We start from the raw sequence: 22455 nt of genomic DNA, 5'->3' as shown, positions 1-22455 counted from the left end.
CGTCAGGCACAAGAGCCCTCGCTCGCGTAAAAGCCGAATCGGCTTACGCGCAAAGCTTCTTGCGGCCACGCTTGCGGCGTGCGGCGAGAACCTTGCGGCCGCCGGTGGTCGCCTTGCGCGCGAAAAAGCCGTGGCGACGCGCACGAACGAGATTGCTGGGCTGGAAAGTCCGCTTCATGATACCCTCGAGAAAACTGGATCGACCAACCGCGCAAGGCGCGAATCGGTCTCAGGTGCCTCCGACCCGAAAGGCCGGAACTTCAAGCGCGCGCCACTAAGGGATCGCGGCGGTCACGTCAAGATAGGCGATGCGTGGTGCAGCGTCCGGCGCGTTGTCGTTCGCGGCGGCACCGATCGTCCGAGCGAGCCACCCGCGCATGTCCTGCGCATCGAGCCAGCGGGCCCGGGCATTGGGCACCGAATTGGTCATCGCGTAGAAACTGCGCGCGCCCTCATCGCTCATCCCCATTTCGCGGTAATAGTCGAGGTAATAGCGGTGCTCTGATGCCCCGGCGGCAAAGTCGCGCGCCTCGCGCCCGCGGTTGTCGCGCCAGGAATGGACCGCGAAGCGCGCGCCATCCTCGACCTCGCGCCGGACGCCGGCAAGGAAGAGCTCGACCGCGCCCGAGCGGACCGATCCACCAGCAGGCACCCGCGTATCCAGCCCCGCCTCGCGGATCATCCGCCCGACTTCCAGATTGGCACGGTCGTTCTCGGTCCCCGGTGCCTCCACCAGATCGAGCGTGCGCAGCCCCGGATACGCGTTCAGCAATGCGGCGAACTGGCCCGGGGTCGCCGCATTGGTCGTGCCCACCAGAACCGCGCGCGAAGGATCGACCACGCGGAACGGGCCGAACGCGGCAATCGCGCTGGGCGCGCGAGCCCGGAAGGACGAAATCGCGCGATCGGCGATGGCGTATTCCAGCCGCGGCTCATCGACGAAATCTTCGGCATAGAGGAATTCGGGTGCCGCATCGTCCTCGTAGAAGCGGGGATCGCTCTCCTCGATCCACTCTTCCGTTTCCGTCACCTGAATCACCCAGCTCTCGGCCTGCGAGGGGGAAGGGAGCAGGCCGAGAGACGCGATCAGTGCGGGTATGAGGGGGATTTGCCAACGCACCGGCAAATTCTTGCCGCCCGCCGCGTTACCATTGCCCTCGTGAAAATGGTTGCCGTGCCGCTAACCCTTTCAGCGGGCGGGGAGCATTGCCAACTCGACAAGCCAGCGGCGACGCGGCAGACATTGCGGGGCTGGCCGCGTGGCGGCCGCTCTTGGGGGAGGGCCTGCTTGTGGTCGCGCTGGTGCGCACGGTCGCCTATCTCGGGCTCGAAGCCCGCAGCGTCGAGGTGCAGTGCCAGCTCGCCTCGGGCCTGCCGCGCTTCTCTGTCGTCGGTCTGCCGGACAAGGCGGTGAGCGAGAGCCGCGAGCGGGTGCAGGCCGCGCTCGCCGCGATGGGCCTTGCGCTGCCGCCCAAGCGGATCACGGTCAACCTCTCGCCCGCCGACCTGCCCAAGGACGGATCGCATTACGACCTGCCGATCGCGCTGGCGCTGCTGGGCGCGATGGGCGTGGTCGATCGCGAGCAGCTGGCGGACTTTGTCGCGGTCGGCGAGCTTGCGCTGGATGGGCGGATCGTCGGCTCGCCCGGCGTGCTGCTGGCCGCGATGCATGCGAGCGAGGCCGAGTGCGGGCTGATCTGCCCCGCTGCGCAGGGCGCGGAGGCCCGCTGGGCAAGCGGCATCCCGGTGATCGCAGCGCCTGATCTGGTCAGCCTGCTCGGCCATCTGAAAGGCACGCAGCAACTCTCCGCACCGCCGCTTGGCGAGGTCGAGGATGCCGTGCCCGGGCCAGACCTGAAACAGGTCAAGGGGCAGGAGACTGCCAAGCGCGCGCTGGAGATCGCCGCCGCAGGAGGTCACAACCTGCTGATGAGCGGGCCGCCGGGTGCGGGCAAGAGCCTCCTCGCCGCGTGCCTGCCCGGCATCCTCCCTCCGCTCACGCCAGCCGAGGCGCTGGAGGTGAGCATGGTGCAGTCGGTCGCTGGCCTGCTGGAGGGCGGCCGGATCAGCCGGTCGCGGCCCTTCCGCGCCCCGCACCATTCGGCGAGCATGGCGGCGCTGACCGGCGGCGGGCTGAAGGTGCGGCCCGGAGAGGTCTCCCTCGCGCATCTGGGTGTGCTGTTCCTCGACGAACTGCCCGAATTCCAGCGCCCGGTGCTCGATTCACTCCGCCAGCCGCTGGAGACGGGCAAGGTCGACGTCGCGCGGGCCAATGCGCATGTCAGCTTCCCTGCGCGGGTCCAGCTGATCGCGGCGATGAACCCGTGCCGCTGCGGGCACCTCGGCGATCCCTCGCTCGCCTGCAGCCGCGCGCCCAAGTGCGCCGCCGATTACCAGAGCAAGGTCAGCGGGCCGATGCTCGACCGGATCGACCTGCATGTAGAAGTGGAGCCGGTCAGCGCCGCCGACCTCGCGCTGCCCCCGCCTGCCGAGGGTAGCGCCGAGGTCGCAGCGCGGGTCGCGGCGGCTCGCGCGCTGCAGGGCAGGCGCGGCGAAGAGGCCGGCGTGCGCACCAATGCCGAGCTGGACGGTGACATGCTGGAGCGCTTCGCCACGCCCGATGAGGCGGGCCGCATGCTGCTGATGCAGGCGGCGGAGGCGATGCGGCTCTCCGCGCGGTCATATGTGCGGATGCTGCGGGTCGCGCGGACCATCGCCGACCTTTCGAACAGTGAGCAGATCGGCCGGGTCCATGTGGCCGAGGCGCTCAGCTACCGACGGCAGGCACCGCGCGCCTAGCCTCCAGCCCGATCGCGGGAATGGGATTGCAAAGTTGCGGCCCGCCCCATAGCCCTCCCGCAAAAGACACAGGAGAGGGTGGACTATGAGGATGATCGGTTGGGCGGCATTGGCCGCAGCGTCTGTGACCGGGGTTGCGGCGCACGCGCAGGACGATCTCGACGCGACCATCGTGCGCACCGACTATGGCATTCCGCATGTGACGGCGGATAGCTGGGAGGGGATCGGCTACGGCGTCGCCTATGCCTATGCGCAGGACAACTTCTGCCTGCTGGCGGAGGAGTTCGTGACCATACGGGGCGAACGCTCGATATATTTCGGGCCCGAAGGCACGGTGCTGCACGGTTCGAACGAGACCGACAACCTCAGTTCCGACGTCTTCATGCGCTCCGTGATCGACCTGCCGCGCCTGCGCGCAGGCGCGGGTGCCCAGGGGCGCGAAGCGAACCTGCTCGCGGCGGGCTATGTCGCCGGATACAACCGCTTCCTGCGTGACGCTGGCACCGAAGGCATCCCCGCCGAATGCCGGGGCAAGCCGTGGGTCAAGCCGATCACCAATGACGACATGCTGCGCCTGACCGAGAAGCAGATGCTGCTGGCGAGCGCGATGCCCTTCCTCCCCGCGATCGCCAACGCCGCGCCTCCCGGAATGCCCGCGCAGGCGTCCGCGATGGATCTGCCCGAGCGCGAGGACATGGGCGTGGGCTCCAACGGCTGGGCCTTCGGGGGAGATGTGACGCAAGACGGGCGCGGCCTGGTGATCGGCAACCCGCACTTCCCGTGGCAGGGGCCCAACCGCTTCTGGCAGGTCCACGCCACCATCCCCGGCAAGCTCGACGTGATGGGCAGCACGCTGGCGGGCGGACCGATCCCGACGCTGGGCTTCAACCGCGACATCGCGTGGACCCATACGGTCACCGCCGCGCGCCACTTCACGCTGTTCCAGCTCGCGCTCGATCCGACGGACCCGACCCGGTACGTCGTCGACGGCAAGCCGATGGAGATGACCAGGCGCACCGTCAGCGTGCCGATGCCCGATGGGGCGGAGCCGGTGGAGCGCACGCTCTATTCGACCATCTACGGCCCCCTCGTGGCGATGCCGCAGGTCGGCCTCGCGTGGACCGACACCATGGCCTTCTCGATGCGCGACGCGAACAGCGCCAACCAGCGCGCGCTGGGCACCTGGGTGCGTATCGCGCAGGCGACCAATGTCGACGACGTGCGCAAGGCGGTGACCGAGACGCTGGGCATTCCGTGGGTCAACACGATCGTCGCCGACCGTTATGGCAATGCGCTGCACGCCGATGTCACTTCGGTGCCCAACGTCTCGGCCGAGAAGGTCGCGGAGTGCGCCACGCCCTTCTCGGGCCTTGTCGCCTCGCGGCTGACGCTGCTCGACGGCGCGCGCTCGGAATGCAACTGGACCGTCACGAAGGGCACGCCCGTGCCCGGCCTGCTGCCTGCCAGCGAGCAGGCGATCCAGCAGCGCCGCGATTCGGTGACCAACAGCAACGACAGCTACTGGCTGAGCAATGCGAGCGCGCCCAACAAGCAGCTCTCCCCCATCTTGGGCGCCTGGGGCGAGCCGGTGACGCTGCGCACCCGGGCCAACTTCCAGGAGACCGACGCGGTGCTGGCGATCGGCCCGCTGACCCGCGAACGCGCGCAGGCGCTGGCCTTCTCCAACCGCAGCCTCGCGGCGGAGATGGTGGTCGACCCGCTGCTCTCCCTCTGCGAGGCCGAACCGGCGGCGAAGGGGGCGTGCGGCGTGCTGGCGGGGTGGGACCGCCGGGTCGAGATCGACAGCCGCGGCGCGTTCCTGTTCACCACCTTCTGGGACAAGGTGAGCAAGCGCCCCGACCTGTGGAGCACCCCGTTCGACCCTGCCGACCCGGTCAACACCCCGCGCGATCTCAACACGCAAGGCGAGGCAGGCACCAAGCTGCTCGCCGCGCTGGTCGAGGCGGCAGGCGAGGTCGAGGCGAAGGGCATAGCGCTCGACGCGCCGTGGGGCGAAGTCCAGTTCGCACCGCGCAACGGCACGCGGATCCCGATCCATGGCGGACCGGGCGATGCGGGCATCCTCAACGTGCAATACGCCAACCCGATCGAGGGCGGGATCACCCCGTTCCACGGAACCAGCTACATCCAGATCGTCGGCTTCGACGAGGACGGGCCGGTGGCCGACGCGATCCTGAGCTACTCGCAATCGACCAACCCCGCCTCCCCGCACTACGCGGACCAGACGCAGGCCTACGCGATCAAGGCCTGGAACCGCCTGCCCTTCTCGCCAGAGGAGATCGAGGCCGCGCGGCAGGGCGACGTACTGCGAATCGCGGAGTGAGCAAGACCTGTCGGGGCCGGCCGGAGGGTCGGCCCTGACACACCTGACACACCTGACACACAGTCCAGGGGTAGAAAACCGGACCCTTTGTGGTCACGGGCTCACAACGGGCTTGGGGTGCGGATCGACGGTTGAAAGAGCGCCGTCCGTATTAGCTGGGCAGTGGTGTGTAGGACAGCGACAAGAAATGACTCCCACTTATTCTCGCTGCCTGCTGATTGTCGTAACAGGAGCTTAAGGACGGGATGAGAAATGGCTGAACGGATAATTGGACTAAGTGCCTCAAAAGATTACGTCATTTACGTCGATGCCGAAGTACCTGACGACGAAGACTCGCCCATCACGATCTTGGAAGATGGCAATTGGAAGATTCATAGAGGCGATCGTTCAGACGCCTATCAAGTCCTCCACCAACAATGTTCAGACTATATTCGCGAAGCGGCCATCGACAAAGCCGTCATTAAAGCAAGTGCAGTCATGGGCCGAGGCGCTGCCAAGCTTGGAATGCTTCATACAGCGGAAGTAAGGGGAGTGATCATTGCTGCAGCCTCATCGGTCTGCTCGGTGACACAAATGAAAAAGGCGGTCGTCAGTCGAACTTATGGCGATCGCAATGTCGACGACTATATAGATGACGATGCTTTCTGGGACGAACACACTACTGGCAAAAAACTTCGAAAAATGAGTCGAGAGGTTGCAATGCTAGTAGTGGCAGCGAGGAACAAATCATGACAGGCTTCACCTCTGGCGTGAAGGTCGGGAGGAAGATTGGCAACGGTCATTTCGGTCAGGTCCACGAGGCTCTTGATCCTGCCCACGGAGACGTCGCCGTTAAGATACTTCGCCGCGGCGTAACGCTAGATGATGCCAACTGGGCGAACTATAAGGAATTCCACCTCGGCGAAGCTAAGAGGCTTTCCCGCGCTGAACACCGTAATGTCGTGAAGGTTCACTACGTGGTCGAGGGTGACGGCGGAGACAGTGTTGCAATATGCATGGCGTTCTGTCCCGGCGGCTCGCTCCAAGAGCAATTCGAGCGCGGCCCGATGACACTTTCTGAAGTTAAAAGAGTGGGCACACAAGTCTTGCACGGACTTGGCGCTTTACACCAAAGAGGAATGCTCCACCGCGACATAAAGCCCGCAAATATCCTGATTGATGCCGATGCGGTGGCACAGCTGGGTGACTTCGGGCTGGTGACGGACGACTTGGTGCTAGGTTACGGCTCGCAAGCTGGATATAGCGATCACATCGCTTACGAGGTTTGGAATGGTGTCGGCACCAGCGCAAAGTCCGATATCTGGGCCTTAGGCATGACGCTCTATCGCCTTTTGCATGGCAAAACTTGGTACGACGAAAGTCCCGATCCACGCGACCTTGTTCGTCACGGAGGTTTCGCCGACACACTTCGCTGGCTTCCGCATGTTCCAAAAGACTGGCGTCGGGTGATCCGCAAGATGCTTGCTGATGATACGGCGAAGCGGTTTCAGAGCGCCCAACAGGCGCTGAATGGTATCGCCCCGCTATCAGTCGAACCAGCGTGGGAGACCAAAGTAGCTGACGACTTAATTGAATGGCAAAGAACCAAGGGACAGCGGCGACTTCGGGTTGAATGGAAGCGTCTATCAGCGCGAAAACACGAATGGCGGGCCTGGAGCGAGCCGCTCAAGCTCGGACGCGACCGCAGCCTCGGACAGTCCAAAGGAATTGTGGGCCGGCATAAAGCTGAGACGGATTTGCGAGACTTCCTTTGTGGCTAAATTGAGCGCAACTTTCGTGGGAGCAAATAAGAGCCTGAAAAGTCAGAAGCCCTTGGCTCCCGAAGGTTGAGCTGTTTGGCAGCCTCTCCCCTTCGCTCACTAGAGCATTTCTTACAGTATGCCTTCTTGGAATTAACGTTGACCGGCGCACGCCAGTTCCTTCCACAAGAGCGGCATCTTGGGTGGGCAATGTACAGATTGGGAGTATTGCGTTTCATATTTCCCCTCTAAGGGTGGGGATAAGCTGTGAACAAATCGTGAATCAGTTTGAGCGTACTGTCAAGCAAGTGGCGCACTGATTAAGCCCAACTGCCTTGATTGCGGGTCCCGAGCGTATGCGAAATACCGCCAATCTCCGCTGCGTACGACCGCCCGATGTCGCCTTGCGAACGACCAAAGCTACTTTGCCCAAATCTTATCCGGGAGCCACCCCCACCCCCTCCAGCGTCGCCCGCGCCTCGTGCGCGATCCGTTCGGCTATCTCTCCGAACATGGCCTCGAGCGGGGAGCCGCGGCGCCAGACGGCGGCGATCGAGCGGCTGGCGGACCAGTCCTCCACCTCTACCCGGCGCACAGAGTTATTCGCGCTGGCGTCGGACAGCAGGTAGAGTTCGGGCAGCAGCGCCAGCCCCAGCCCGCTGGCGGCCATCTGGCAGATCGAATCGAGGCTGGTGCCCTCGTAATCGCCGAGCACCTGTGCGCCGAGCTCCTGCGCGGTCTGGACCACCTGCCGGTGGTGGTGGTGCCGCTTGTCGAGTCCCAGCAGCGCCGCCCCCGCCAGGTCCGCACGGGTCACACGATCACGCTCGAACAGCGGATCGTCGGGCGGCGCGACCAGCACCAGCCGTTCGCGAAACAGCGGCTGGATCTCGATATCGTCGCCGGTCAGCGGCAGCGGCGCGAGCATCAGGTCGAGATGGCCGCGCCGCAGATCGTCCAGCTGCTCGTCCGGAATACCGTCGCGCACGTGCATCCGCACATCGGGATAGGCGCGGTGCAGGCGCGAGATCACCACCGGCATCAGATAGGGGCCGAGCGTGGGTGTGACGCCGAAGCGGATCGTGCCGACCAGCCCGCCTGAGGCTTGCGCGGCGAGCTTGCGGATATCGTCGACCCCGATCAACACCTGCCGCGCACGCTCGATCACCTGCCGCCCCACCGGGGTCGGGATCGCGCCGGTCGAGGTGCGCTCGACCAGATCGCACCCCAGCCGCACCTCCAGCTGCTTCACCTGCTGGCTCAGCGTCGGCTGGGTGACGTTGAGCGCATTGGCCGCGCGACCGAAATGACCGTGATCGTCGAGCGCGACGAGATATTCGAGCTGGCGGAGCGAAACCATGCCGTGATAGATAGTGCCTATCGGATCGGCTCTGCAAATCAATTGGTATCAATTGCAGTGCGGACCTAGGTTGTTTTCAACACAAGGAGAGCAAGCATGAGCCAGCCACGCCTCGACAACCTGCGCCAGCGCCACCGCGCGCTGGATCGTCTGATCGACACCACCCGCGCGCTGGCGCGGCAGGAAGAGGTCAAGCGGCTCAAGCGCCTGCGGCTCCGCCTGAAGGACAGGATCGCCGCGCTTTCGCTGCCCGATCGCACCACGGCCAAGGGATAGGCATTTCATGATCGTATCGGCAGCAGCCGCCCTGCGCGACTTCCTGAAGCAGGAAAGCGCGGGCGGCATCGTCCTCATCGCCGCCGCGGCGCTCGCGCTGCTGGCGGCGAACACCATGTTCTCGGGCAGCTATTTCGGCGCGCTCGACACGCCCGTCAGCGTGGCAGTGGGCAGCTTCGCGATCGACAAGCCGCTGCTGCTGTGGATCAACGACGGGTTGATGGCGGTGTTCTTCTTCCTCGTCGGGCTGGAGGTTAAGCGCGAGGTGGTGGAAGGCCAGCTGTCGAGCTGGAACCAGGCCTCGCTCCCGCTGGTCGCGGCGATCGGCGGGATGGCCATGCCTGCGCTGATCTTCGTCGGCCTCAACATGGGCAGCCCGGCCAATATCTCCGGCTGGGCGATCCCCGCCGCGACCGACATCGCCTTCGCGCTGGGCATCCTCTCGCTGCTCGGCCCGCGGGTGCCGGTGGCGCTGAAAGCGCTGCTGCTGGCGATCGCGGTGATCGACGATATCGGCGCGATCACCATCATCGCGCTGTTCTATTCCGGCTCGATCGACACCGCCATGCTGGGCGGCGGCGCGCTGGCGCTGGCGGCGATGATCGTGCTCAACCGGTTCAAGGTCGGGTCGAGCATCCCCTACATCCTGCTCGCGATCGTGCTGTGGGTGTTCATCCTCAAGTCGGGCGTGCACGCCACGCTGGCAGGCGTCGCCGCGGCGATGACCATCCCGATGCGCGCGCGCGACGGCTCGCAGCCGCTCGAGAGGATGGAGCACTTCCTGCACCCGTGGGTCGCCTTCCTGGTCATCCCGATCTTCGGCTTCGCCAATGCGGGCGTCTCGCTGGGCGGGCTGGAATTTGCCGACCTGCTCGCGCCGCTGCCGCTGGGCATCGCGCTGGGGCTGCTGATCGGCAAGCAGATCGGCATCTTCGGCTTTGCCTTCATCGCGGTAAAAACCGGGCTGGCGCGGCTGCCCGAGAACGTCGGGTGGCGACAGGTCCACGGCGTCTCGCTGCTCGCCGCGATCGGGTTCACCATGAGCCTGTTCATCGGCAACCTCGCATTCGACAGCGCGGCGCAGGTGGATGCGGTGAAGATCGGGGTGCTGGCCGGGTCCGTGATCGCCGCGCTGGCGGGGTTCTTCCTGCTCAAGGCGGGCCTGCCCGCTGCGGCAGAGACGCGGGAGGAACAGACCGCCCCCGCCTGATCCTTTCCCCTTCGCCCGGGTTCCCTCCCCGCACCCTCCCCCCGGGCGACGGTTTGCGCGTGGCAGGTCAGGCTTGACCTTGCCGCGCGCAGGCCGGACCACGGCGGCCATGACCAAACCCGTCACCCTCTGGGGCCTGCCGCATTCCCTCTACACCGGCCGCGCGCGCAGCTATCTGCGCAAGCAGCGCATCGCCTATATCGAACGCCCGCCGACCCAGCCCGATTTTGCGGAGCGCATCCTCCCCGCGATTGGCCGCGCGATCATCCCGGTGGTGGAGCTGGCGGACGGCACAATCATCCAGGACACGGTCGACATCATCGACTATTTCGAGCGTTCGGGCACCGCGCATGGCCCGGTGCCGCACCCCGCTTACCCCGCCGACGCACGCCTGCTCGCGCTGGCGCATCTGTTCGAGATCTATGCCGTCGTCGGCCTGACCCGGCACGCGATGCATTATCGCTGGAGCTATCTGGGTGAGCAGGAGGCTTTCCTGCGGCACGCCTTCGCCACCGGCAGCGATGCGAGCCGCGCCGAGGCGACGATGGGCCGGATGCATTCCTACCTGCCGATGCTGGGCGTCGATGCGGCGACGATTCCGGCGATCGAGCAAAGCTATCACGAGCTGCTCGCCCATCTCGACGCGCATTTCGAGGACTACCCGTTCCTGCTGGGCGCGAGCCCGAGCATTGCCGACTACGCCATGTTCGGCCCGCTGTTCGCGCATCTGGGGCGCGATCCGGTACCGCTCGCGATCATGCAGCGCGAGGCGCCGCACGTGTTCCGCTGGGTCGAGCGGATGCATGCGCCCGACCTCGACAGCGTGGATTATCCCATGCCCGCGCCAGAGTTTCCCGATGGCGACCTGCCCGCAACCCTCGCCCCGCTGCTCGCGCAGATCGGCCGCGAGCTGATCCCCGACCTGACCGACCGGCTGGCCTTCCTGCGCGACTATGTGGCTCAGCATAAGCCAAAGGTCGGCGATCCGGTCGCGGACAAGCCCCACCGCCGCGTGATCGGCACGGTCGAGACCTCGTTCCGCGACGTGGCCTATACCGGCGGTGTGCAGCCTTACACCTTCTTCCTGTGGCAGCGGCTGATCGATGCGGGACGGCATCCGGAGGCGAGAGCGCTGTTCGCCAAACATGATCTGACGGCGTTGATCGACATCGACCTGCCGATCCGCGTCGAACGTCGCGACCAGATCGAGGTGTGGGGCTGAAACGCGCCCGATAGGCCGCCCGGGCAAACCTGACAGGGTTTGTAACTGGAGCCCGGCGGCGCCCCGGCTACCTTGCGAACTCCACTTTGCCGGGAGCTTCATCCATGAGTATCGCCTTCGCCCTCGGGCTCGCCCTGTCGCCTGCCCTTGCCTTGCAGAGCCTGACCATCGTCGACGGGCCCAAGCCCGACGCGAACGGCATGGCGGTCGACTATGGCAACGGCGTGTGCCGGGTCAGCCTGTTCGGCAAGGATGGCGATGGCGAGCAGATCCGCGCCGAATTCTCGCGCCGATTGCGCGACGGCAATCTGGGCGTGTCGCTCTACGGCCCGTTCATCCGGAAATTCCGCCAGGCCGATCCCGACGCGAACTACCCCGTCACGGTGGTGTTCGACACCGGCAGCAGCGCACCCTCGCGCTCGGGCGGATACGATGTCGGCGGGTTCGAGGAATATGCCTGGGCCGGCTGGGGTCCGGGTGCGGCATCGGATGCCACCTACGCCGCGTTGAAGGGGGCAAGCTCGTTCTCCGTCGAAATGGATGGGAACAGCTACGGCCCCTTCACCTGGACCGGTACGGGCGCGGTGTGGACCGCGCTGGACGATTGCGAGACCGATAACAGCTGATGCCGTCCCGGCTGGTCTCGTTCGTCCTTGCCCTGCTGCTGCTGTCGACGGGAGGGGTCGCGGCAGCGCAGGGCACCGATACCCAGGCCGCACGCGCGCAGTGGTGGTCCAGCCTTGAGGCATGCAGTTCGCAGAACCGTGCCGCATGCGACCAAGCGGTCGAACTCGCCGCGCAGCTGTTCGAACGCACCGATCGCGATGTCGCAACCACCTGGATGAAGGCCTGCCTTGCCGGGGATCAGGACCGCTGCGAAATCGGCTATCGCCGGTTCAAGAACACCAGTTTCGCGGAAGACCCGCACCCGATCTCCCACATGTTCGCGCGCGTTTCCTGCTTTGCGGGAATATCCGACCTGTGCCGTCCGTGGGACGATTTCGAGACCACCGATCCTGGCAAGCGCGCGCTGGTGATGGCGGACATGTGTATGCAGGGCGCATTGCCGGGGACGTGTTACCGCGCGCTGGCGTACTTCCGGAACGAGAAGGGCTTCTACAACGCGATCACCTACGACCTCGCCGAGACGGTGTGCGAGCGGTACGAATCGGGCAGCGCCTGCCGCGTCTGGGCGGAGGCGCTGGAGGCCAACTGGGATCATCGCCGCGCCTACCGGTTCCATCGCAAGGCGTGCGAAACGGGATTGCAGGAAAGCTGCCCCGACGCCGCGCGACTGAAGAAGCGCGTCGACTACGAAGATCGCCAGGCAGACGCTGCCCGAGAGGCGCAGGTGCGGCGCGAGGCGGCTGCACAGCAGGCCAGCGCATGGCGATCGCAGGCCTATAACGCAGGCTACACCTCGCCCGGCACCTACCGCGCGCCGACCACGCCCTTCGGCAGCTCGGCGCGCGATATCGCCAACTGGCAGCGGTACGAGAAGAACCTGTGCCTGGGCAATCCGGTCAACAAGTACTGCTGAGCGAGAGCGCTACGTCGCGAGCCCAAAAATGCCACCGGCGGGCACTGGCGCTAGATAAGCCCGGCGGTGAAGGCGATATAGAGCGCGTAACCGGCTACCAGCGCCAGACCTTCGATCCGCGAGATCCGCGCGCCGGTCCATGCCAGCACCATCACCCCCAGCGAGACCGCGATCAATAGCGGCAGATCGAAGCCGAGGATCGATTGGGGCACCGTCGTGGGCGCGATCGTCCCCGTGACCCCGCCGATGAACAGCACGTTGTAGATGTTCGATCCGAGCACGTTGCCCAGCGCGACTTCGGACTGCTTGCGCAGCGCGGCGACCGCCGAGGTCACCAGTTCGGGGAGCGAGGTGCCGACCGCCACGATGGTCAGGCCGACCAGCGTCTCCGACATGCCGAATTCTCTGGCGATGGTGACCGCCGAATTGACCAGCAGCGTGCCGCCCCCGACGATGCAGGCCAGCCCCGCCAGCAGGAAGGCTGTGGACACGGCCCAGCCGGGCTGGCGCTGCGTCTGCGTGTCGAGCGCGGGGTCGATATTCTCCAGCGCCGCAGCCTTGTCGAACGCGGCGCTGTGCGCGGCGGCGCGCTTTTCCTGCCGGTAGGCGAGCACGAGGTAGCCGACCATCAGCACGATCAGCGTCAGCCCGGCCACCCTGCCCAGCCCGGTGGTCAGGCCCAGTGCCAGCAACGCGACCACTGCCAGCACGCCCACGCCGCCATCGCGCCACAGCGTGCCGCGCGCGACCGCTATCGGTGCAAGCAGCGCCGCCACGCCGAGGATCAGCATGCTGTTGGCGATGTTGGAGCCAACGATATTGCCCAGCGCAATTCCCGGCGAGCCTGCCAGTGCCGCCTGCACGCTCGCGGCGAGTTCGGGCATCGAAGTGCCCATGCCGACAATGGTCAGGCCGATCATCAGCGGCGATACGCCCAGCTTGCCCGCGATCGCGACCGCGCCGCGCACCAGCAGCTCGCCACCCACCACCAGCAGAACGAGGCCCGCAATCAGAATAAGGATCGTCATGGGAGGAAATCCAGCAGGACGCGCAGCCCACCCAGCAGGGCGGCGGCGGCCGTGGCCTTGGCTGCCCTGGCATTAAGGATCTGCGCGCGGTTGAGGGCGACGACCAGCCGGTTGATATCGGCATAGTCGAAGGTTTCGTGCTTGCTGACCCGGCGCACGCGCTTGCCGCTCGCGCGTAGCCAGAACCACGCGGAAAGCACTGCCGCGATCACGATCGCCGCATCGAGGAGATAGACCAGCGCCTGCATCACGTGCGATCCGCCTTATCAGACGGCGCTACCGAAGGTGCGCGGGGGAATGAGTGCCAAAAGGACATGAGTAACGGACCGGGCTGAGCTGCGGAAAACATCTCGTTCCGACATCACGAGCGCGCAAAACGCACTCGCCAGAGGGGCCCGGTAACGTGGTGCTTTTATAATCCGCGGCGGTGCTCCGCGCAATCAATATCGATGCGCGAACAGCGCCTTGCGCCAAGCGGCGTGGCCCGCGGGCTGTTACTCCGCCGCTTCGCGCGGCAGGTCCTGCGCGGCCTCGCCGTCGGCAGGGGCACCTTCGCGGCGGTTGCGCCCGGCTTCGGGCAGATCCTTGCGGGCCATCATGTTGAGGTCCGCCGGGCCCAGAATGCGCCCGTCATGCGCCAGCATCGCGACCGGGCCGATCGGCATGCGGTCGCGCTCATCGACGATCACCGGGTCCATCCCGATGCCTTCGACGCCGTATTTGAGGCCCCAGTGCCGCAGCGAGACCATCGCGGGCAGCAGGTCGAAGCCCTTCTCTGTCAGCGCATATTCGACCCGGCGGCGATCCTGTTCGTCCTGCACCCGGTCCAGAATGCCGTGTTCGACCAGCCTGCTGAGCCGATTTGACAGGATATTGCGGGCGATGCCCAGCTCGCTCAGGAATTCCTCGAAGTGGTGCACGCCGTTGAAGCTGGCGCGCAGGATCATGAAGCTCCAGCGTTCGCCCATCACCTCCAGCGCGGCGGGCAGCCCGCAGGCGCTCAGCTCCTTCAGCGGTTCGCGAACGTCTGTACCCATCGTCAACCTCTCCAAATGGCAGGCTTACCCCAAATGCGCGGGGTCACAAAATTGAAACTCGGTTTTTAGTTGCAACCTGCAACCTAGTCAGATAGGTAGTGATTCGCAACCTAAACTGTCCGGCCAATTCTGCGGCCCGAATTATCGCCAACAGGAGATCGAGATGACCAACCGCGTGAACCCCCTTCGCCAGCTCGCCATTGGCAGCGTTGCCGTGCTGACCACCGCGCTCACCTTCGGCGCGACCGTCACCCCCGCACCGGCCTACGCGCAGTCGGGTGCCTATTACCGCGCCACGCTGCAGCAGCCGGTCGAAAAGCGGACCGAGATCATCCGCGGCGGCACTTTCATCTGCTCGGGCACCGTGTGCGTCGGCACCAAGGCCCGCTCGCGCCCCGAACTGGTGTGCAAGAAGCTGGCCGGCGAATTCGGCCCGGTCGCGAGCTTCTCGGTCGCGGGCAAGGACGTGGACGAGGCGACCCTCGCCAGCTGCAAGACCGAAGAAGCCTGATCGAACGATCCACCTGCCGGTCGGCCTCCCAGACGACCGGCAAAGGAAAAGCCCTCCGGCCATTATGGCCTGGAGGGCTTTTTCATGGCGTCGCGAATGGACGCAACGAGGGGAACGCGGGGCCCGGTGGCCCCACGCTCCGCTCGCGAAACTCTATCCGATGATAGCAGCCACCGGGGCGATTAGCCCTGGCGCGCCTTCATCCGCTTGTTGGTCTTGTTGATCACATAGGTCCGGCCGCGACGACGGATCACGCGATTGTCGCGGTGACGGTTCTTGAGCGACTTGAGGCTGTTGCGAATCTTCATGGCACTACCCTGGAAAAATCATCGACCGAAAAAATCGACTGCAAAAGAAACGGCACCGCAGAACAGCCTGCGATGCCGGCATCATTGCGGCGCTATCTAGTCACGAAGGCTCTAAAGTCAAGCATCGCGGTCGCGGGCACCTGCGCGGCCCCACGCGACGGGGCACGCAATGGGGCACGCTTTGCCCGGTCCATGCGTTATCGCGATGCCAGACCCGGTTTCGCGCCCGAATTCAAGCACTATCGCCAGAGGATGCCCACCGCCATGATCGCCCGCCACAGGACTTTCGCCCTTATCGCAGCGATCGCCGCGCTGCCGCTTTCCGCCTGCACCACCGCGCGCCCTGCCGGCCCGATCGAGGTGACCCGCTTCATCGCGCCCGATTCGCGCGCGCAGCTGGGAGACACCACGCTCAGGGTGGAGACCGCGCCCGGGTCGGAAGAGCAGGGCCTCGCGATGCTGCCTTACACGCAGGCCGTGGCGCGCGAGCTGAGCACGTTCGGCTATACCGAGAACGCGCGACCCGCAGCACGCCAGCTCGCCAGCGTCAGCGTCGAGCGCGAGCAGCTGACCGAAGGCGGGCGGCGCAGCCCGGTCTCGGTCGGCGCGGGCGGATCGGCGGGCAGCTATGGCAGCGGCGTGGGGCTGGGCGTGGGCATCAACCTGGGCGGCGGCGCGGACGAGCGGGTGATCACCCGCCTTTCTGTCAGTCTTCGCGACGTGACAAGCGGCACCGTGTTGTGGGAAGGGCGCGCGCGACTCGACGCGCCGGTCGGCTCCCGTCTTGCGCAAAACGACGCAGCGGCAGCGGCTCTCGCCGAGGCGCTGTTCCGGGGCTTCCCCGGCAACAGCGGTGAAACCATCGAAGTGGAGGTCAATCCTTGAGCAATATCACCATCGACACAGGCTTCGACAGCGGCAGCATCGAGGTCATGACCGTGCACCAGGCGAGCGCGATGCTGCGCCTGAAGAACGACCACCAGAGCGAATTCAAGCAGTGGTTCCACTTCCGCGTCGCCAATACCGGCGGGCGCGAGCTGGTGATCAAGATCGTCGGCCTGAACGACAGCGCCTATCCGGCGGGCTGGCCGGATTACAACGCCTGCGTCAGCGAAGACCGCGCCTTCTGGGGCCGCGCGCCCTCCACCTTCGACAAGGACGAGGAAGGCGGCACGCTGACGATCCGCTTCACCCCGACCTGCGATCTGGTGTGGTTCGCCTATTTCGCGCCGTTCTCGATGGAACGGCACCACGATCTGGTCGCCGAATGCGCCAGCACCGAAGGCGTGACCTACCGCAAGCTGGGCGAAACGCTCGACGGGCAGCCGCTCGACTGCCTCGAGATGGGCGAAGGCGAGACGCAGGTCTGGCTCTACGGCCGCCAGCATCCGGGCGAGAGCATGGCCGAATGGTGGATGGAAGGCGCGCTCGAAGTGCTCGGCAATCCGGCGGATACGCTGGGCCGCGCGCTGCGCGAGAAGTGCCGGTTCCACGTGGTGCCCAACTGCAACCCCGACGGCAGCCGCCGGGGCCATCTGCGGACCAATGCCAAGGGCGTGAACCTCAACCGCGAATGGGCCGAACCCACCGCCGAAAATTCACCCGAAGTGCTCGCGATCCGCAACGCGATGGACGATACCGGGGTGCATTTCGCGATGGACGTCCACGGCGACGAGGCGATCGACGCGGTGTTCCTCGCCGGGTTCGAGGGCATTCCGAGCTGGAGCGACGAGCATGGCGAGCGATTCTATCGCTACCAGCGGATTCTCGAACGCCGCAGCCCCGATTTCCAGACCGCCAAGGGCTATCCCAAGTCCGGCCCGGGCAAGGCCAACCTGACGATCAGCACCAACCAGGTGGCGGAGCGCTACGCCGCGACCGCGATGACGCTGGAAATGCCGTTCAAGGACAATGCCGACTATCCGGACGAACTGCAGGGATGGAGCCCCGAACGCTCCAAGCTGCTCGCCCGCGATTGCCTCGGCGCGCTGCTCGAATGGCTGGAGAGCGACGGGGGCTAAGGCCAACCCTGCTCCTCCCCCTCAAGGGGGAGGTTGGGTGGGGGTGTACCCCGGGCCGATGGCTGGGCGCCCCCACCCCCGGCCCCTCCCCATGGGGAGGGGAGTTGCGGTTAATCCAGATGGGCCGGGCCGAACCCGTGGGGCAGCAGGTCCGACAGGCGCAGTTCCATCACCTCGTGCGCGCCGACGCACAGGATCGCCGGGTCCGTGCCGCCCAGCTGGGCGATTTCGTTGAGCACCTGGCGACAGCGGCCGCACGGCGTGATCGGGGCATCGCCGCCCTTGCCCTTCGGGCCGGTCACCGCGAGCCGTTCCAGCCCGCCGCGCCGCCCTTCGGCCAGAGCCTTGGCGACCGCGACCGTCTCCGCGCACAGCGACAGGCCGTAGCTCGCGTTCTCGATATTGGTGCCGGTGATGATCGCGCCGTCGGCAAAGCGCAGCGCGGCGCCGACCGGATAGTCCGAATAGGGCGCATAGGCAGTGGCCGCCGCCTCGCGCGCTGCGGCAATCAGTTCGTCATCATTCACGGTCGCACCACCATCCATTCGATCGGCTCCTCGCTACCGGGGCCCACATAATTCTCGTTCGCGGTCCACAGCAGCCAAGGCCGCCCGCCGTAATCCGGCTCGAACCGCGTGCGCACCAGCCACAGGTTGCGCTCGATCCGCGCGGCGACGCCGTGTGCGGCCTCGAACTCGCGGCTCACCTTGAGGATCGCCGGCTTGCCCGCATGGGCCTCTATCTGGTTGGCGAGGATCGTCAGCTCGCTGCGCACCTGCCCGCTATCGACCGGATCGATGCAGTCTGCGCCGGGATCGCTCAGCTCGATCGCGGGCGGCAGCAGCGCGGGATCGCGCGGCACGATGGTGACGAAATTGGCCGACTGCCCGTCCGCCGGGACGCAGGGGTCGAATCGGTGGACCGCGCCGACCTCCAGCCCCGCCTTGCGCGCGGCGACCAGCGCGCGGGTGAATTCCGCCGACCGCTCGCCATCGCCCGCGCTGGCGGACAGATAGACGAAATCGGCGCCGCTGCCCTTCAGCACCTCGAAATTGACGCCCGCAGTGCCGCGGGAGAGGTCCACGCCCTGTTCGGGAAACGCGCTTTCCTCCGGCCGCCAGTGGCGCAGATCCTGATAAAGCCACACGGCGACGCCCACCGGCGCGGCGATCAGCAGCACCAGCAGCGCCTTGAGCCACAGCGGGCGCTTCGTCTTGCGGGCCATTTTGCGCCTAGCCACGAATGTGCAGGACGCAGATCAGCGTGAACAGCCGCCGCGCAGTCGCGAAATCGGTTTCGACCTTGCCCTCCAGCCGCTCGACCAGCAGCTCGGCCGCGCGGTTGTGGACGCCGCGGCGGGCCATGTCGATCGTCTCGATCTCTGCCGGGGTCGCCTTGCGAATCGCCTGGTAATAGCTGTCGCAGATCGCGAAATAGTCGCGGATCGGGCGGCGGAAGCGCGCCAGACCCAGCAGGATCGTCTCCAGCTCGTCCCCCCTTTCGGTCGTGACATCGAGCGCAAGCCGGTCGTCGCGTACCGACAGCGCGAGATGATAGGGGCCGTGCGCCCCGCGCTCCGCAGAACGGACCGGCTTGAAGGTGTTCTCCTCGATCAGATCGAAGATCGCCACCCGCCGCTCCTGCTCGACATCGGCATTGCGCCACAGGATCGTCGAGTCGTCGAGCGAGATGTTAGAGATGCGATAATCGGCCATGTCGTTACGGGTTGCCTTCGCAGACTATCGGGGCCTCGGGCAAGGCGCTTAACGCTTGTGCGCGATATTCACAGGGGGGCGAGGCATTTCTCCTGGCCGGATCGCTTGCGGGCCGCCGCCGCCTCGCACAAGAAGCGGGCAATGTCCGATAGCAGTCTGATCCTCGATTCCGCCCCCGCCAGTTCCGCAGGCGACGCCCCCGCCACCGCCATTGGCGAGGAAGGTCGCTCGCTGCCCTCCAACGTGGAGGCCGAGGCCGCCTTCCTTGGCGCGGTGCTGATCGACAATTCGGTCTACGAGGAACTGCCCAACCCGCTACGTCCCGAGCATTTCTTCGTCCCCGCGCACCGCCTGATCATGGAACGCGTGCTGACCATGATGGAGCGAGGCGCGACCGCGAGCCCGGTGACGCTCAAGCCCTATTTCGATGGTAACGAGCATCTCGAACCGCTCGGCGGGACGACCTATCTCGCGCGGCTGACCGCGGACGGTCACGGACTCCTCGCAACGCGCCAGCTGGCCGAGCAGATCTACGATCTCGCACTGCTGCGCGAACTGGTGACGGTGGGCCGCGCGCTGGTGGGCGGCGCGCTCGATACCTCGGAAACGGTCGAGCCGCTCAAGCAGATCGAGAAGGCCGAGGCCGCGCTCTACGAGATTGCCGAGGGGACCAACATCGGCTCCGACGCGAGCACCTTCAAGGATGCCTCGATCGCCGCGCTGAAGCTGGCGCAGAAGGCGATGAATTCGGATCGCGGCCTGTCGGGCCGCACCACCGGCCTCTCGACCATCGACGACAAGACCGCCGGCCTGCACAATTCCGACCTCGTGATCCTCGCCGGGCGTCCGGGCATGGGCAAGACCTCGCTCGCGACCAACATCGCGTTCAACACCGCGTACGAATACTTGAAGCAGATGCGCGACGGCGGGCCGGACAGCGGCGGTGCGCCGGTCGCCTTCTTCAGCCTCGAAATGAGCGCGGACCAGCTCGCCACGCGTATCCTTGCCGAACAGGCGGAGATCAGCTCCGAAAAGCTGCGTTCGGGCGATATCGGGCGCGACGAGTTCACCCGGCTGTCCGAAGCGAGCCAGCGTCTCGCCGACCTGCCGCTCTATATCGACGACACCCCCGCGCTCACCATCGATGCGCTGCGGATGCGCGCGCGGCGGCTGAAGCGGAAGAACAAGATCGGCCTCGTCGTGGTCGACTACCTGCAGCTGCTGCAGGGATCGGGCCGCGCCAACGACAACCGCGTGAACGAGATTTCGGAGATCAGCCGTGGTCTCAAGACCATGGCCAAGGAGCTGGAGCTGCCGGTGATCGCGCTGTCGCAGCTGAGCCGTGCGGTGGAACAACGCGAGGACAAGAAGCCCCAGCTGGCCGACCTTCGCGAATCGGGCTCGATCGAGCAGGACGCCGACATGGTGTGGTTCATCTACCGCGCCGAATATTATCACAAGGCGCAGATGCCCAACGTGCCCGACGGCTCCGAATCGCCCGACGACGCGCAGAAATACCAGGACTGGATGGAGGAGCATCAGAAGCTGGTGAACAAGGCGCTGCTGATCGTCGCCAAGCAGCGCCACGGCTCGACCGGCAACGTGCCGCTGATCTTCCAGAGCGAATACACCAAGTTCAGCTCGCCCTCCTATCGCGACTATTCGGACTTCGGCGAGGAGTAGGTGCAGGTCCGCGCACCGGATTCACGTTGAAAATCGCGGCGCGAGCCCCTATAGGTCACTTCGATCCCGAAATTTAAGTGCATGGAGTGCCTTCGCTTATGGCGCGCGTTACCGTTGAAGATTGCGTCGACAAGATTCCCAACCGCTTCGATCTCGTGCTGCTGGCTGCAGAGCGCGCGCGCGAAATCTCGGGTGGTGCGGAAATCACGCTCGACCGCGACCGCGACAAGAACCCGGTCGTCGCGCTGCGCGAGATTGCCGAGCAGACCGTGAAGCCCAAGGACCTGCAGGAAAGCATGGTCACCAACCTGCAGAAGATCCTGCCGGACGATGATGACGAGGTGGATGAAATCGGCTCGCTCAGCCAGTCGGCCGAAGCTCTGCGTGTGACCGCGGCGACCCCGGCCCGCTCGACCTCGGTCGGCGGCGACTACGAAGGCTGATCTGCCTTGGGCTGACAACGCAGCCCTCCCGAACACGCTGAAGCGGGGCGGACCTCTCCGGAGGTGCCGCCCCGTTTTTCGTTTCGGCGCCCGTTCATCCAGACCATGCGAACCGGAGAGAACCCCGCTTTTGCAGCGGGCAAACTGCTATATGTAATGAAGCTGCAACACGGCGCGCCTCTTCACCCGCGCGCAGAAGGAGACGGGCAGGCATGGCGGTCGTCGCGATCTACAGCGTGAAGGGCGGGGTCGGTAAAACCACTTTCGCCGCCAACCTGGCATGGTGCGCGGCGACCCATTCCAGCCGCCGGACCCTGCTGTGGGATCTGGATGCGGCAGGCGGCGCGGGCTTCCTGCTGGGCGTCGATCCGAAGAAGAAACGGCTCGCGACCAGCGTGATCAGCAAGGAGATCGATCCTGCCAAGCTGATCCGCAAGACCGGCTACCCCAGGCTCGACCTGCTGCCCGCGGACGAATCGATCCGCGCGATCGACGCGCAGCTGGCCGAGATCGGCAAGAAGAACCGGATCGCGAAGCTGACCGCCGATCTGATCAAGGATTACGACCGGCTGCTGCTCGATTGCCCGCCGGTGCTCAACGAACTCTCCAGCCAGATCGTGCGCGCCGCCGATCTGATTGTGGTGCCGATCCCGCCCTCGCCCCTGTCCGCCCGCGCGCTCGAGATCGTGCGCGAGGAAGTGAGCGCGGAGGGCAAGAAGGCCCCACCGATCATGCCGGTGTTCTCGATGGTCGATCGTCGCCGCACGCTGCACCGCGATGCGATCGCGGCCTCGCCGGACTGGGCGGTGATCCCCGCGTCGAGCGCGATCGAACAATGCGCCGCGCACCAGGCCCCGGTCGGCGCCTTCGCCCCGCGCAGCCCGGGCGCGCGCGCGTTCAAGGCCCTGTGGACCCGGATCGAGCGCACGCTCGCGAAGGGCTAGTCTCCGCTTCCGCGACCGGTCTTTTCCTGCAGCGCATCGATGCGCAGCGACGCGTCGGCCTTGCTCAGTTCGGGATCGAACGCCTCGGGCTCGCCAGCCTCTTCGGCCAGCGTTTTCAGATAGCTGGCCTGCGCGCCGGTCATCCGTTCGTCGCCGGTGGTCCAGTTTTCGGGAGCCTTCTCGGCATTCGAGGTCGGCTCGGCCTTGGGGTGCTGGGTGATCTCTTCCACGCTACGTGTCTCCTTTCCCGTGCAACGAGCGATGTTCCTCATACG

26 protein-coding genes are annotated in these 22455 nt (G+C 65.9%); 15 read left to right on the top strand and 11 right to left on the bottom strand.

Features of this window, described 5'->3' with window-relative positions; translation table 11 throughout:
• Positions 1-43: 43 nt before the first annotated feature.
• Positions 44-178, bottom strand: a complete 135-nt coding sequence (gene rpmH / locus K7H93_RS08415; RefSeq protein WP_010235936.1) for a 50S ribosomal protein L34 — start codon at positions 176-178, stop codon at positions 44-46.
• Between the two features lie 96 nt (positions 179-274).
• Complete coding sequence (locus K7H93_RS08410) at positions 275-1120, bottom strand: alpha/beta hydrolase (protein WP_230783255.1); 846 nt, start codon at positions 1118-1120, stop codon at positions 275-277.
• Between the two features lie 170 nt (positions 1121-1290).
• Here K7H93_RS08410 and K7H93_RS08405 point away from each other — a divergent pair, with 170 nt between their 5' ends.
• The 4 genes from K7H93_RS08405 (at position 1291) to K7H93_RS08390 (ending at position 6903) form a co-directional block, all read left to right on the top strand.
• Positions 1291-2799, top strand: coding sequence for a YifB family Mg chelatase-like AAA ATPase (locus K7H93_RS08405; protein WP_230783753.1), 1509 nt, complete (start codon positions 1291-1293; stop codon positions 2797-2799).
• A gap of 85 nt (positions 2800-2884) precedes the next feature.
• Complete coding sequence (locus K7H93_RS08400; protein ID WP_230783254.1) at positions 2885-5143, top strand: penicillin acylase family protein; 2259 nt, start codon at positions 2885-2887, stop codon at positions 5141-5143.
• Positions 5144-5395: 252 nt separating this feature from the next.
• Entirely contained in the window at positions 5396-5875 is a 480-nt protein-coding gene (locus tag K7H93_RS08395; RefSeq protein WP_230783253.1) for a hypothetical protein, read from the top strand.
• Positions 5872-6903, top strand: coding sequence for a serine/threonine-protein kinase (locus tag K7H93_RS08390; protein ID WP_230783252.1), 1032 nt, complete (start codon positions 5872-5874; stop codon positions 6901-6903). Before K7H93_RS08395 ends, K7H93_RS08390 begins: the two co-directional genes overlap by 4 nt.
• Positions 6904-7318: 415 nt before the next feature.
• Here the strand turns inward: K7H93_RS08390 and K7H93_RS08385 are convergent, their stop codons facing one another.
• Positions 7319-8242, bottom strand: coding sequence for a hydrogen peroxide-inducible genes activator (locus K7H93_RS08385; RefSeq protein WP_230783251.1), 924 nt, complete (start codon positions 8240-8242; stop codon positions 7319-7321).
• Positions 8243-8338: 96 nt separating this feature from the next.
• Here K7H93_RS08385 and K7H93_RS08380 point away from each other — a divergent pair, with 96 nt between their 5' ends.
• The 5 genes from K7H93_RS08380 to K7H93_RS08360 all read left to right on the top strand — a co-directional run bounded on the left by K7H93_RS08380 (position 8339) and on the right by K7H93_RS08360 (position 12490).
• Positions 8339-8518 carry a DUF465 domain-containing protein gene (locus K7H93_RS08380; protein WP_230783250.1) on the top strand — a complete coding sequence of 60 codons (180 nt, stop codon included), beginning with the start codon at positions 8339-8341 and terminating at the stop codon, positions 8516-8518.
• 7 nt (positions 8519-8525) lie between these two features.
• Positions 8526-9728 carry a Na+/H+ antiporter NhaA gene (gene nhaA / locus K7H93_RS08375; RefSeq protein WP_230783249.1) on the top strand — a complete coding sequence of 401 codons (1203 nt, stop codon included), beginning with the start codon at positions 8526-8528 and terminating at the stop codon, positions 9726-9728.
• Between the two features lie 109 nt (positions 9729-9837).
• Positions 9838-10950 carry a glutathione S-transferase family protein gene (locus tag K7H93_RS08370; protein WP_230783248.1) on the top strand — a complete coding sequence of 371 codons (1113 nt, stop codon included), beginning with the start codon at positions 9838-9840 and terminating at the stop codon, positions 10948-10950.
• A gap of 104 nt (positions 10951-11054) precedes the next feature.
• The gene (locus K7H93_RS08365; RefSeq protein WP_230783247.1) at positions 11055-11576 is read left to right on the top strand and encodes a hypothetical protein; all 522 of its coding nucleotides are present in this window, start codon (positions 11055-11057) and stop codon (positions 11574-11576) included.
• Positions 11576-12490: a hypothetical protein gene (locus tag K7H93_RS08360; RefSeq protein WP_230783246.1), complete on the top strand. Its 915-nt coding sequence runs from the start codon at positions 11576-11578 to the stop codon at positions 12488-12490. Before K7H93_RS08365 ends, K7H93_RS08360 begins: the two co-directional genes overlap by 1 nt.
• A 50-nt stretch (positions 12491-12540) precedes the next feature.
• Here the strand turns inward: K7H93_RS08360 and K7H93_RS08355 are convergent, their stop codons facing one another.
• The 3 genes from K7H93_RS08355 to K7H93_RS08345 all read right to left on the bottom strand — a co-directional run bounded on the left by K7H93_RS08355 (position 12541) and on the right by K7H93_RS08345 (position 14555).
• Positions 12541-13518: a calcium/sodium antiporter gene (locus K7H93_RS08355; RefSeq protein WP_230783245.1), complete on the bottom strand. Its 978-nt coding sequence runs from the start codon at positions 13516-13518 to the stop codon at positions 12541-12543.
• Positions 13515-13766 (bottom strand): hypothetical protein, encoded by a 252-nt coding sequence (locus K7H93_RS08350; RefSeq protein ID WP_230783752.1) that lies wholly within the window; start codon positions 13764-13766, stop codon positions 13515-13517. The genes K7H93_RS08355 and K7H93_RS08350 overlap by 4 nt, the downstream gene beginning before the upstream one ends.
• Positions 13767-14012: 246 nt before the next feature.
• Entirely contained in the window at positions 14013-14555 is a 543-nt protein-coding gene (locus tag K7H93_RS08345; RefSeq protein WP_010235959.1) for a winged helix-turn-helix transcriptional regulator, read from the bottom strand.
• 163 nt (positions 14556-14718) lie between these two features.
• On the opposite strand from K7H93_RS08345, the gene K7H93_RS08340 reads away from it, so the two are divergent.
• Positions 14719-15066, top strand: a complete 348-nt coding sequence (locus tag K7H93_RS08340; RefSeq protein ID WP_054527124.1) for a CC_3452 family protein — start codon at positions 14719-14721, stop codon at positions 15064-15066.
• A gap of 182 nt (positions 15067-15248) precedes the next feature.
• Here the strand turns inward: K7H93_RS08340 and ykgO are convergent, their stop codons facing one another.
• Positions 15249-15374: a type B 50S ribosomal protein L36 gene (gene ykgO / locus K7H93_RS08335; RefSeq protein WP_010235965.1), complete on the bottom strand. Its 126-nt coding sequence runs from the start codon at positions 15372-15374 to the stop codon at positions 15249-15251.
• Positions 15375-15566: 192 nt separating this feature from the next.
• Here ykgO and K7H93_RS08330 point away from each other — a divergent pair, with 192 nt between their 5' ends.
• Together K7H93_RS08330 and K7H93_RS08325 are read left to right on the top strand one after the other, a co-directional pair.
• Complete coding sequence (locus tag K7H93_RS08330; protein WP_230783244.1) at positions 15567-16259, top strand: DUF4136 domain-containing protein; 693 nt, start codon at positions 15567-15569, stop codon at positions 16257-16259.
• Positions 16256-17395, top strand: coding sequence for a M14 family metallopeptidase (locus tag K7H93_RS08325; protein ID WP_230783243.1), 1140 nt, complete (start codon positions 16256-16258; stop codon positions 17393-17395). The genes K7H93_RS08330 and K7H93_RS08325 overlap by 4 nt, the downstream gene beginning before the upstream one ends.
• Positions 17396-17505: 110 nt before the next feature.
• On the opposite strand, the gene K7H93_RS08320 is transcribed toward K7H93_RS08325, so the two are convergent.
• From K7H93_RS08320 to K7H93_RS08310, 3 genes are read right to left on the bottom strand one after another with little or no spacing between them, the layout of a single operon-like run.
• A complete protein-coding gene (locus K7H93_RS08320; RefSeq protein ID WP_040378680.1) occupies positions 17506-17940 on the bottom strand; it encodes a cytidine deaminase in 435 nt (144 codons plus the stop codon).
• Positions 17919-18620, bottom strand: a complete 702-nt coding sequence (locus K7H93_RS08315) for a glycoside hydrolase family 25 protein (protein ID WP_010235399.1) — start codon at positions 18618-18620, stop codon at positions 17919-17921. The genes K7H93_RS08320 and K7H93_RS08315 overlap by 22 nt, the downstream gene beginning before the upstream one ends.
• Positions 18621-18627: 7 nt before the next feature.
• On the bottom strand, positions 18628-19110 hold the full coding sequence (locus K7H93_RS08310; protein WP_230783242.1) for a UPF0262 family protein: 483 nt from the start codon (positions 19108-19110) through the stop codon (positions 18628-18630).
• Between the two features lie 141 nt (positions 19111-19251).
• Between K7H93_RS08310 and K7H93_RS08305 the strand changes: the two genes are divergently transcribed.
• The 3 genes from K7H93_RS08305 to K7H93_RS08295 all read left to right on the top strand — a co-directional run bounded on the left by K7H93_RS08305 (position 19252) and on the right by K7H93_RS08295 (position 22180).
• Complete coding sequence (locus tag K7H93_RS08305) at positions 19252-20793, top strand: replicative DNA helicase (protein ID WP_054527123.1); 1542 nt, start codon at positions 19252-19254, stop codon at positions 20791-20793.
• A 98-nt stretch (positions 20794-20891) separates the two neighbouring features.
• Positions 20892-21236, top strand: coding sequence for a DNA-directed RNA polymerase subunit omega (gene rpoZ, locus K7H93_RS08300; protein ID WP_010235404.1), 345 nt, complete (start codon positions 20892-20894; stop codon positions 21234-21236).
• Between the two features lie 212 nt (positions 21237-21448).
• Positions 21449-22180, top strand: coding sequence for a ParA family protein (locus K7H93_RS08295; RefSeq protein ID WP_230783241.1), 732 nt, complete (start codon positions 21449-21451; stop codon positions 22178-22180).
• Here the strand turns inward: K7H93_RS08295 and K7H93_RS08290 are convergent.
• Positions 22177-22410, bottom strand: coding sequence for a DUF3072 domain-containing protein (locus tag K7H93_RS08290; protein WP_226662949.1), 234 nt, complete (start codon positions 22408-22410; stop codon positions 22177-22179). The two genes, K7H93_RS08295 and K7H93_RS08290, sit on opposite strands and share 4 nt — an antisense overlap.
• Between the last annotated feature and the right edge of the window lie 45 nt (positions 22411-22455).

Origin of the sequence: Citromicrobium bathyomarinum, assembly GCF_021021475.1 — a bacterium.
Taxonomy (GTDB): domain Bacteria; phylum Pseudomonadota; class Alphaproteobacteria; order Sphingomonadales; family Sphingomonadaceae; genus Alteriqipengyuania; species Alteriqipengyuania bathyomarina.
This window is presented reverse-complemented; position numbering and strand designations above follow the sequence as displayed.

Bases quoted from the DNA above. Each gene is read 5' to 3' on its own strand.
- K7H93_RS08390 (WP_230783252.1), top strand. From the start codon at position 5,872: ATGACAGGCTTCACCTCTGGCGTGAAGGTCGGGAGGAAGATTGGCAAC.
- K7H93_RS08345 (WP_010235959.1), bottom strand. From the start codon at position 14,555: ATGGGTACAGACGTTCGCGAACCGCTGAAGGAGCTGAGCGCCTGCGGG.
- K7H93_RS08330 (WP_230783244.1), top strand. From the start codon at position 15,567: ATGCGTTATCGCGATGCCAGACCCGGTTTCGCGCCCGAATTCAAGCAC.
- K7H93_RS08355 (WP_230783245.1), bottom strand. From the start codon at position 13,518: ATGACGATCCTTATTCTGATTGCGGGCCTCGTTCTGCTGGTGGTGGGT.
- K7H93_RS08305 (WP_054527123.1), top strand. From the start codon at position 19,252: ATGTCCGATAGCAGTCTGATCCTCGATTCCGCCCCCGCCAGTTCCGCA.
- K7H93_RS08310 (WP_230783242.1), bottom strand. From the start codon at position 19,110: ATGGCCGATTATCGCATCTCTAACATCTCGCTCGACGACTCGACGATC.
- K7H93_RS08360 (WP_230783246.1), top strand. From the start codon at position 11,576: ATGCCGTCCCGGCTGGTCTCGTTCGTCCTTGCCCTGCTGCTGCTGTCG.
- K7H93_RS08400 (WP_230783254.1), top strand. From the start codon at position 2,885: ATGAGGATGATCGGTTGGGCGGCATTGGCCGCAGCGTCTGTGACCGGG.
- K7H93_RS08320 (WP_040378680.1), bottom strand. From the start codon at position 17,940: ATGGATGGTGGTGCGACCGTGAATGATGACGAACTGATTGCCGCAGCG.
- K7H93_RS08340 (WP_054527124.1), top strand. From the start codon at position 14,719: ATGACCAACCGCGTGAACCCCCTTCGCCAGCTCGCCATTGGCAGCGTT.
- K7H93_RS08380 (WP_230783250.1), top strand. From the start codon at position 8,339: ATGAGCCAGCCACGCCTCGACAACCTGCGCCAGCGCCACCGCGCGCTG.
- K7H93_RS08385 (WP_230783251.1), bottom strand. From the start codon at position 8,242: ATGGTTTCGCTCCGCCAGCTCGAATATCTCGTCGCGCTCGACGATCAC.
- rpoZ (WP_010235404.1), top strand. From the start codon at position 20,892: ATGGCGCGCGTTACCGTTGAAGATTGCGTCGACAAGATTCCCAACCGC.
- K7H93_RS08365 (WP_230783247.1), top strand. From the start codon at position 11,055: ATGAGTATCGCCTTCGCCCTCGGGCTCGCCCTGTCGCCTGCCCTTGCC.
- ykgO (WP_010235965.1), bottom strand. From the start codon at position 15,374: ATGAAGATTCGCAACAGCCTCAAGTCGCTCAAGAACCGTCACCGCGAC.
- K7H93_RS08350 (WP_230783752.1), bottom strand. From the start codon at position 13,766: ATGCAGGCGCTGGTCTATCTCCTCGATGCGGCGATCGTGATCGCGGCA.
- K7H93_RS08370 (WP_230783248.1), top strand. From the start codon at position 9,838: ATGACCAAACCCGTCACCCTCTGGGGCCTGCCGCATTCCCTCTACACC.
- K7H93_RS08295 (WP_230783241.1), top strand. From the start codon at position 21,449: ATGGCGGTCGTCGCGATCTACAGCGTGAAGGGCGGGGTCGGTAAAACC.
- nhaA (WP_230783249.1), top strand. From the start codon at position 8,526: ATGATCGTATCGGCAGCAGCCGCCCTGCGCGACTTCCTGAAGCAGGAA.
- K7H93_RS08315 (WP_010235399.1), bottom strand. From the start codon at position 18,620: ATGGCCCGCAAGACGAAGCGCCCGCTGTGGCTCAAGGCGCTGCTGGTG.
- rpmH (WP_010235936.1), bottom strand. From the start codon at position 178: ATGAAGCGGACTTTCCAGCCCAGCAATCTCGTTCGTGCGCGTCGCCAC.
- K7H93_RS08395 (WP_230783253.1), top strand. From the start codon at position 5,396: ATGGCTGAACGGATAATTGGACTAAGTGCCTCAAAAGATTACGTCATT.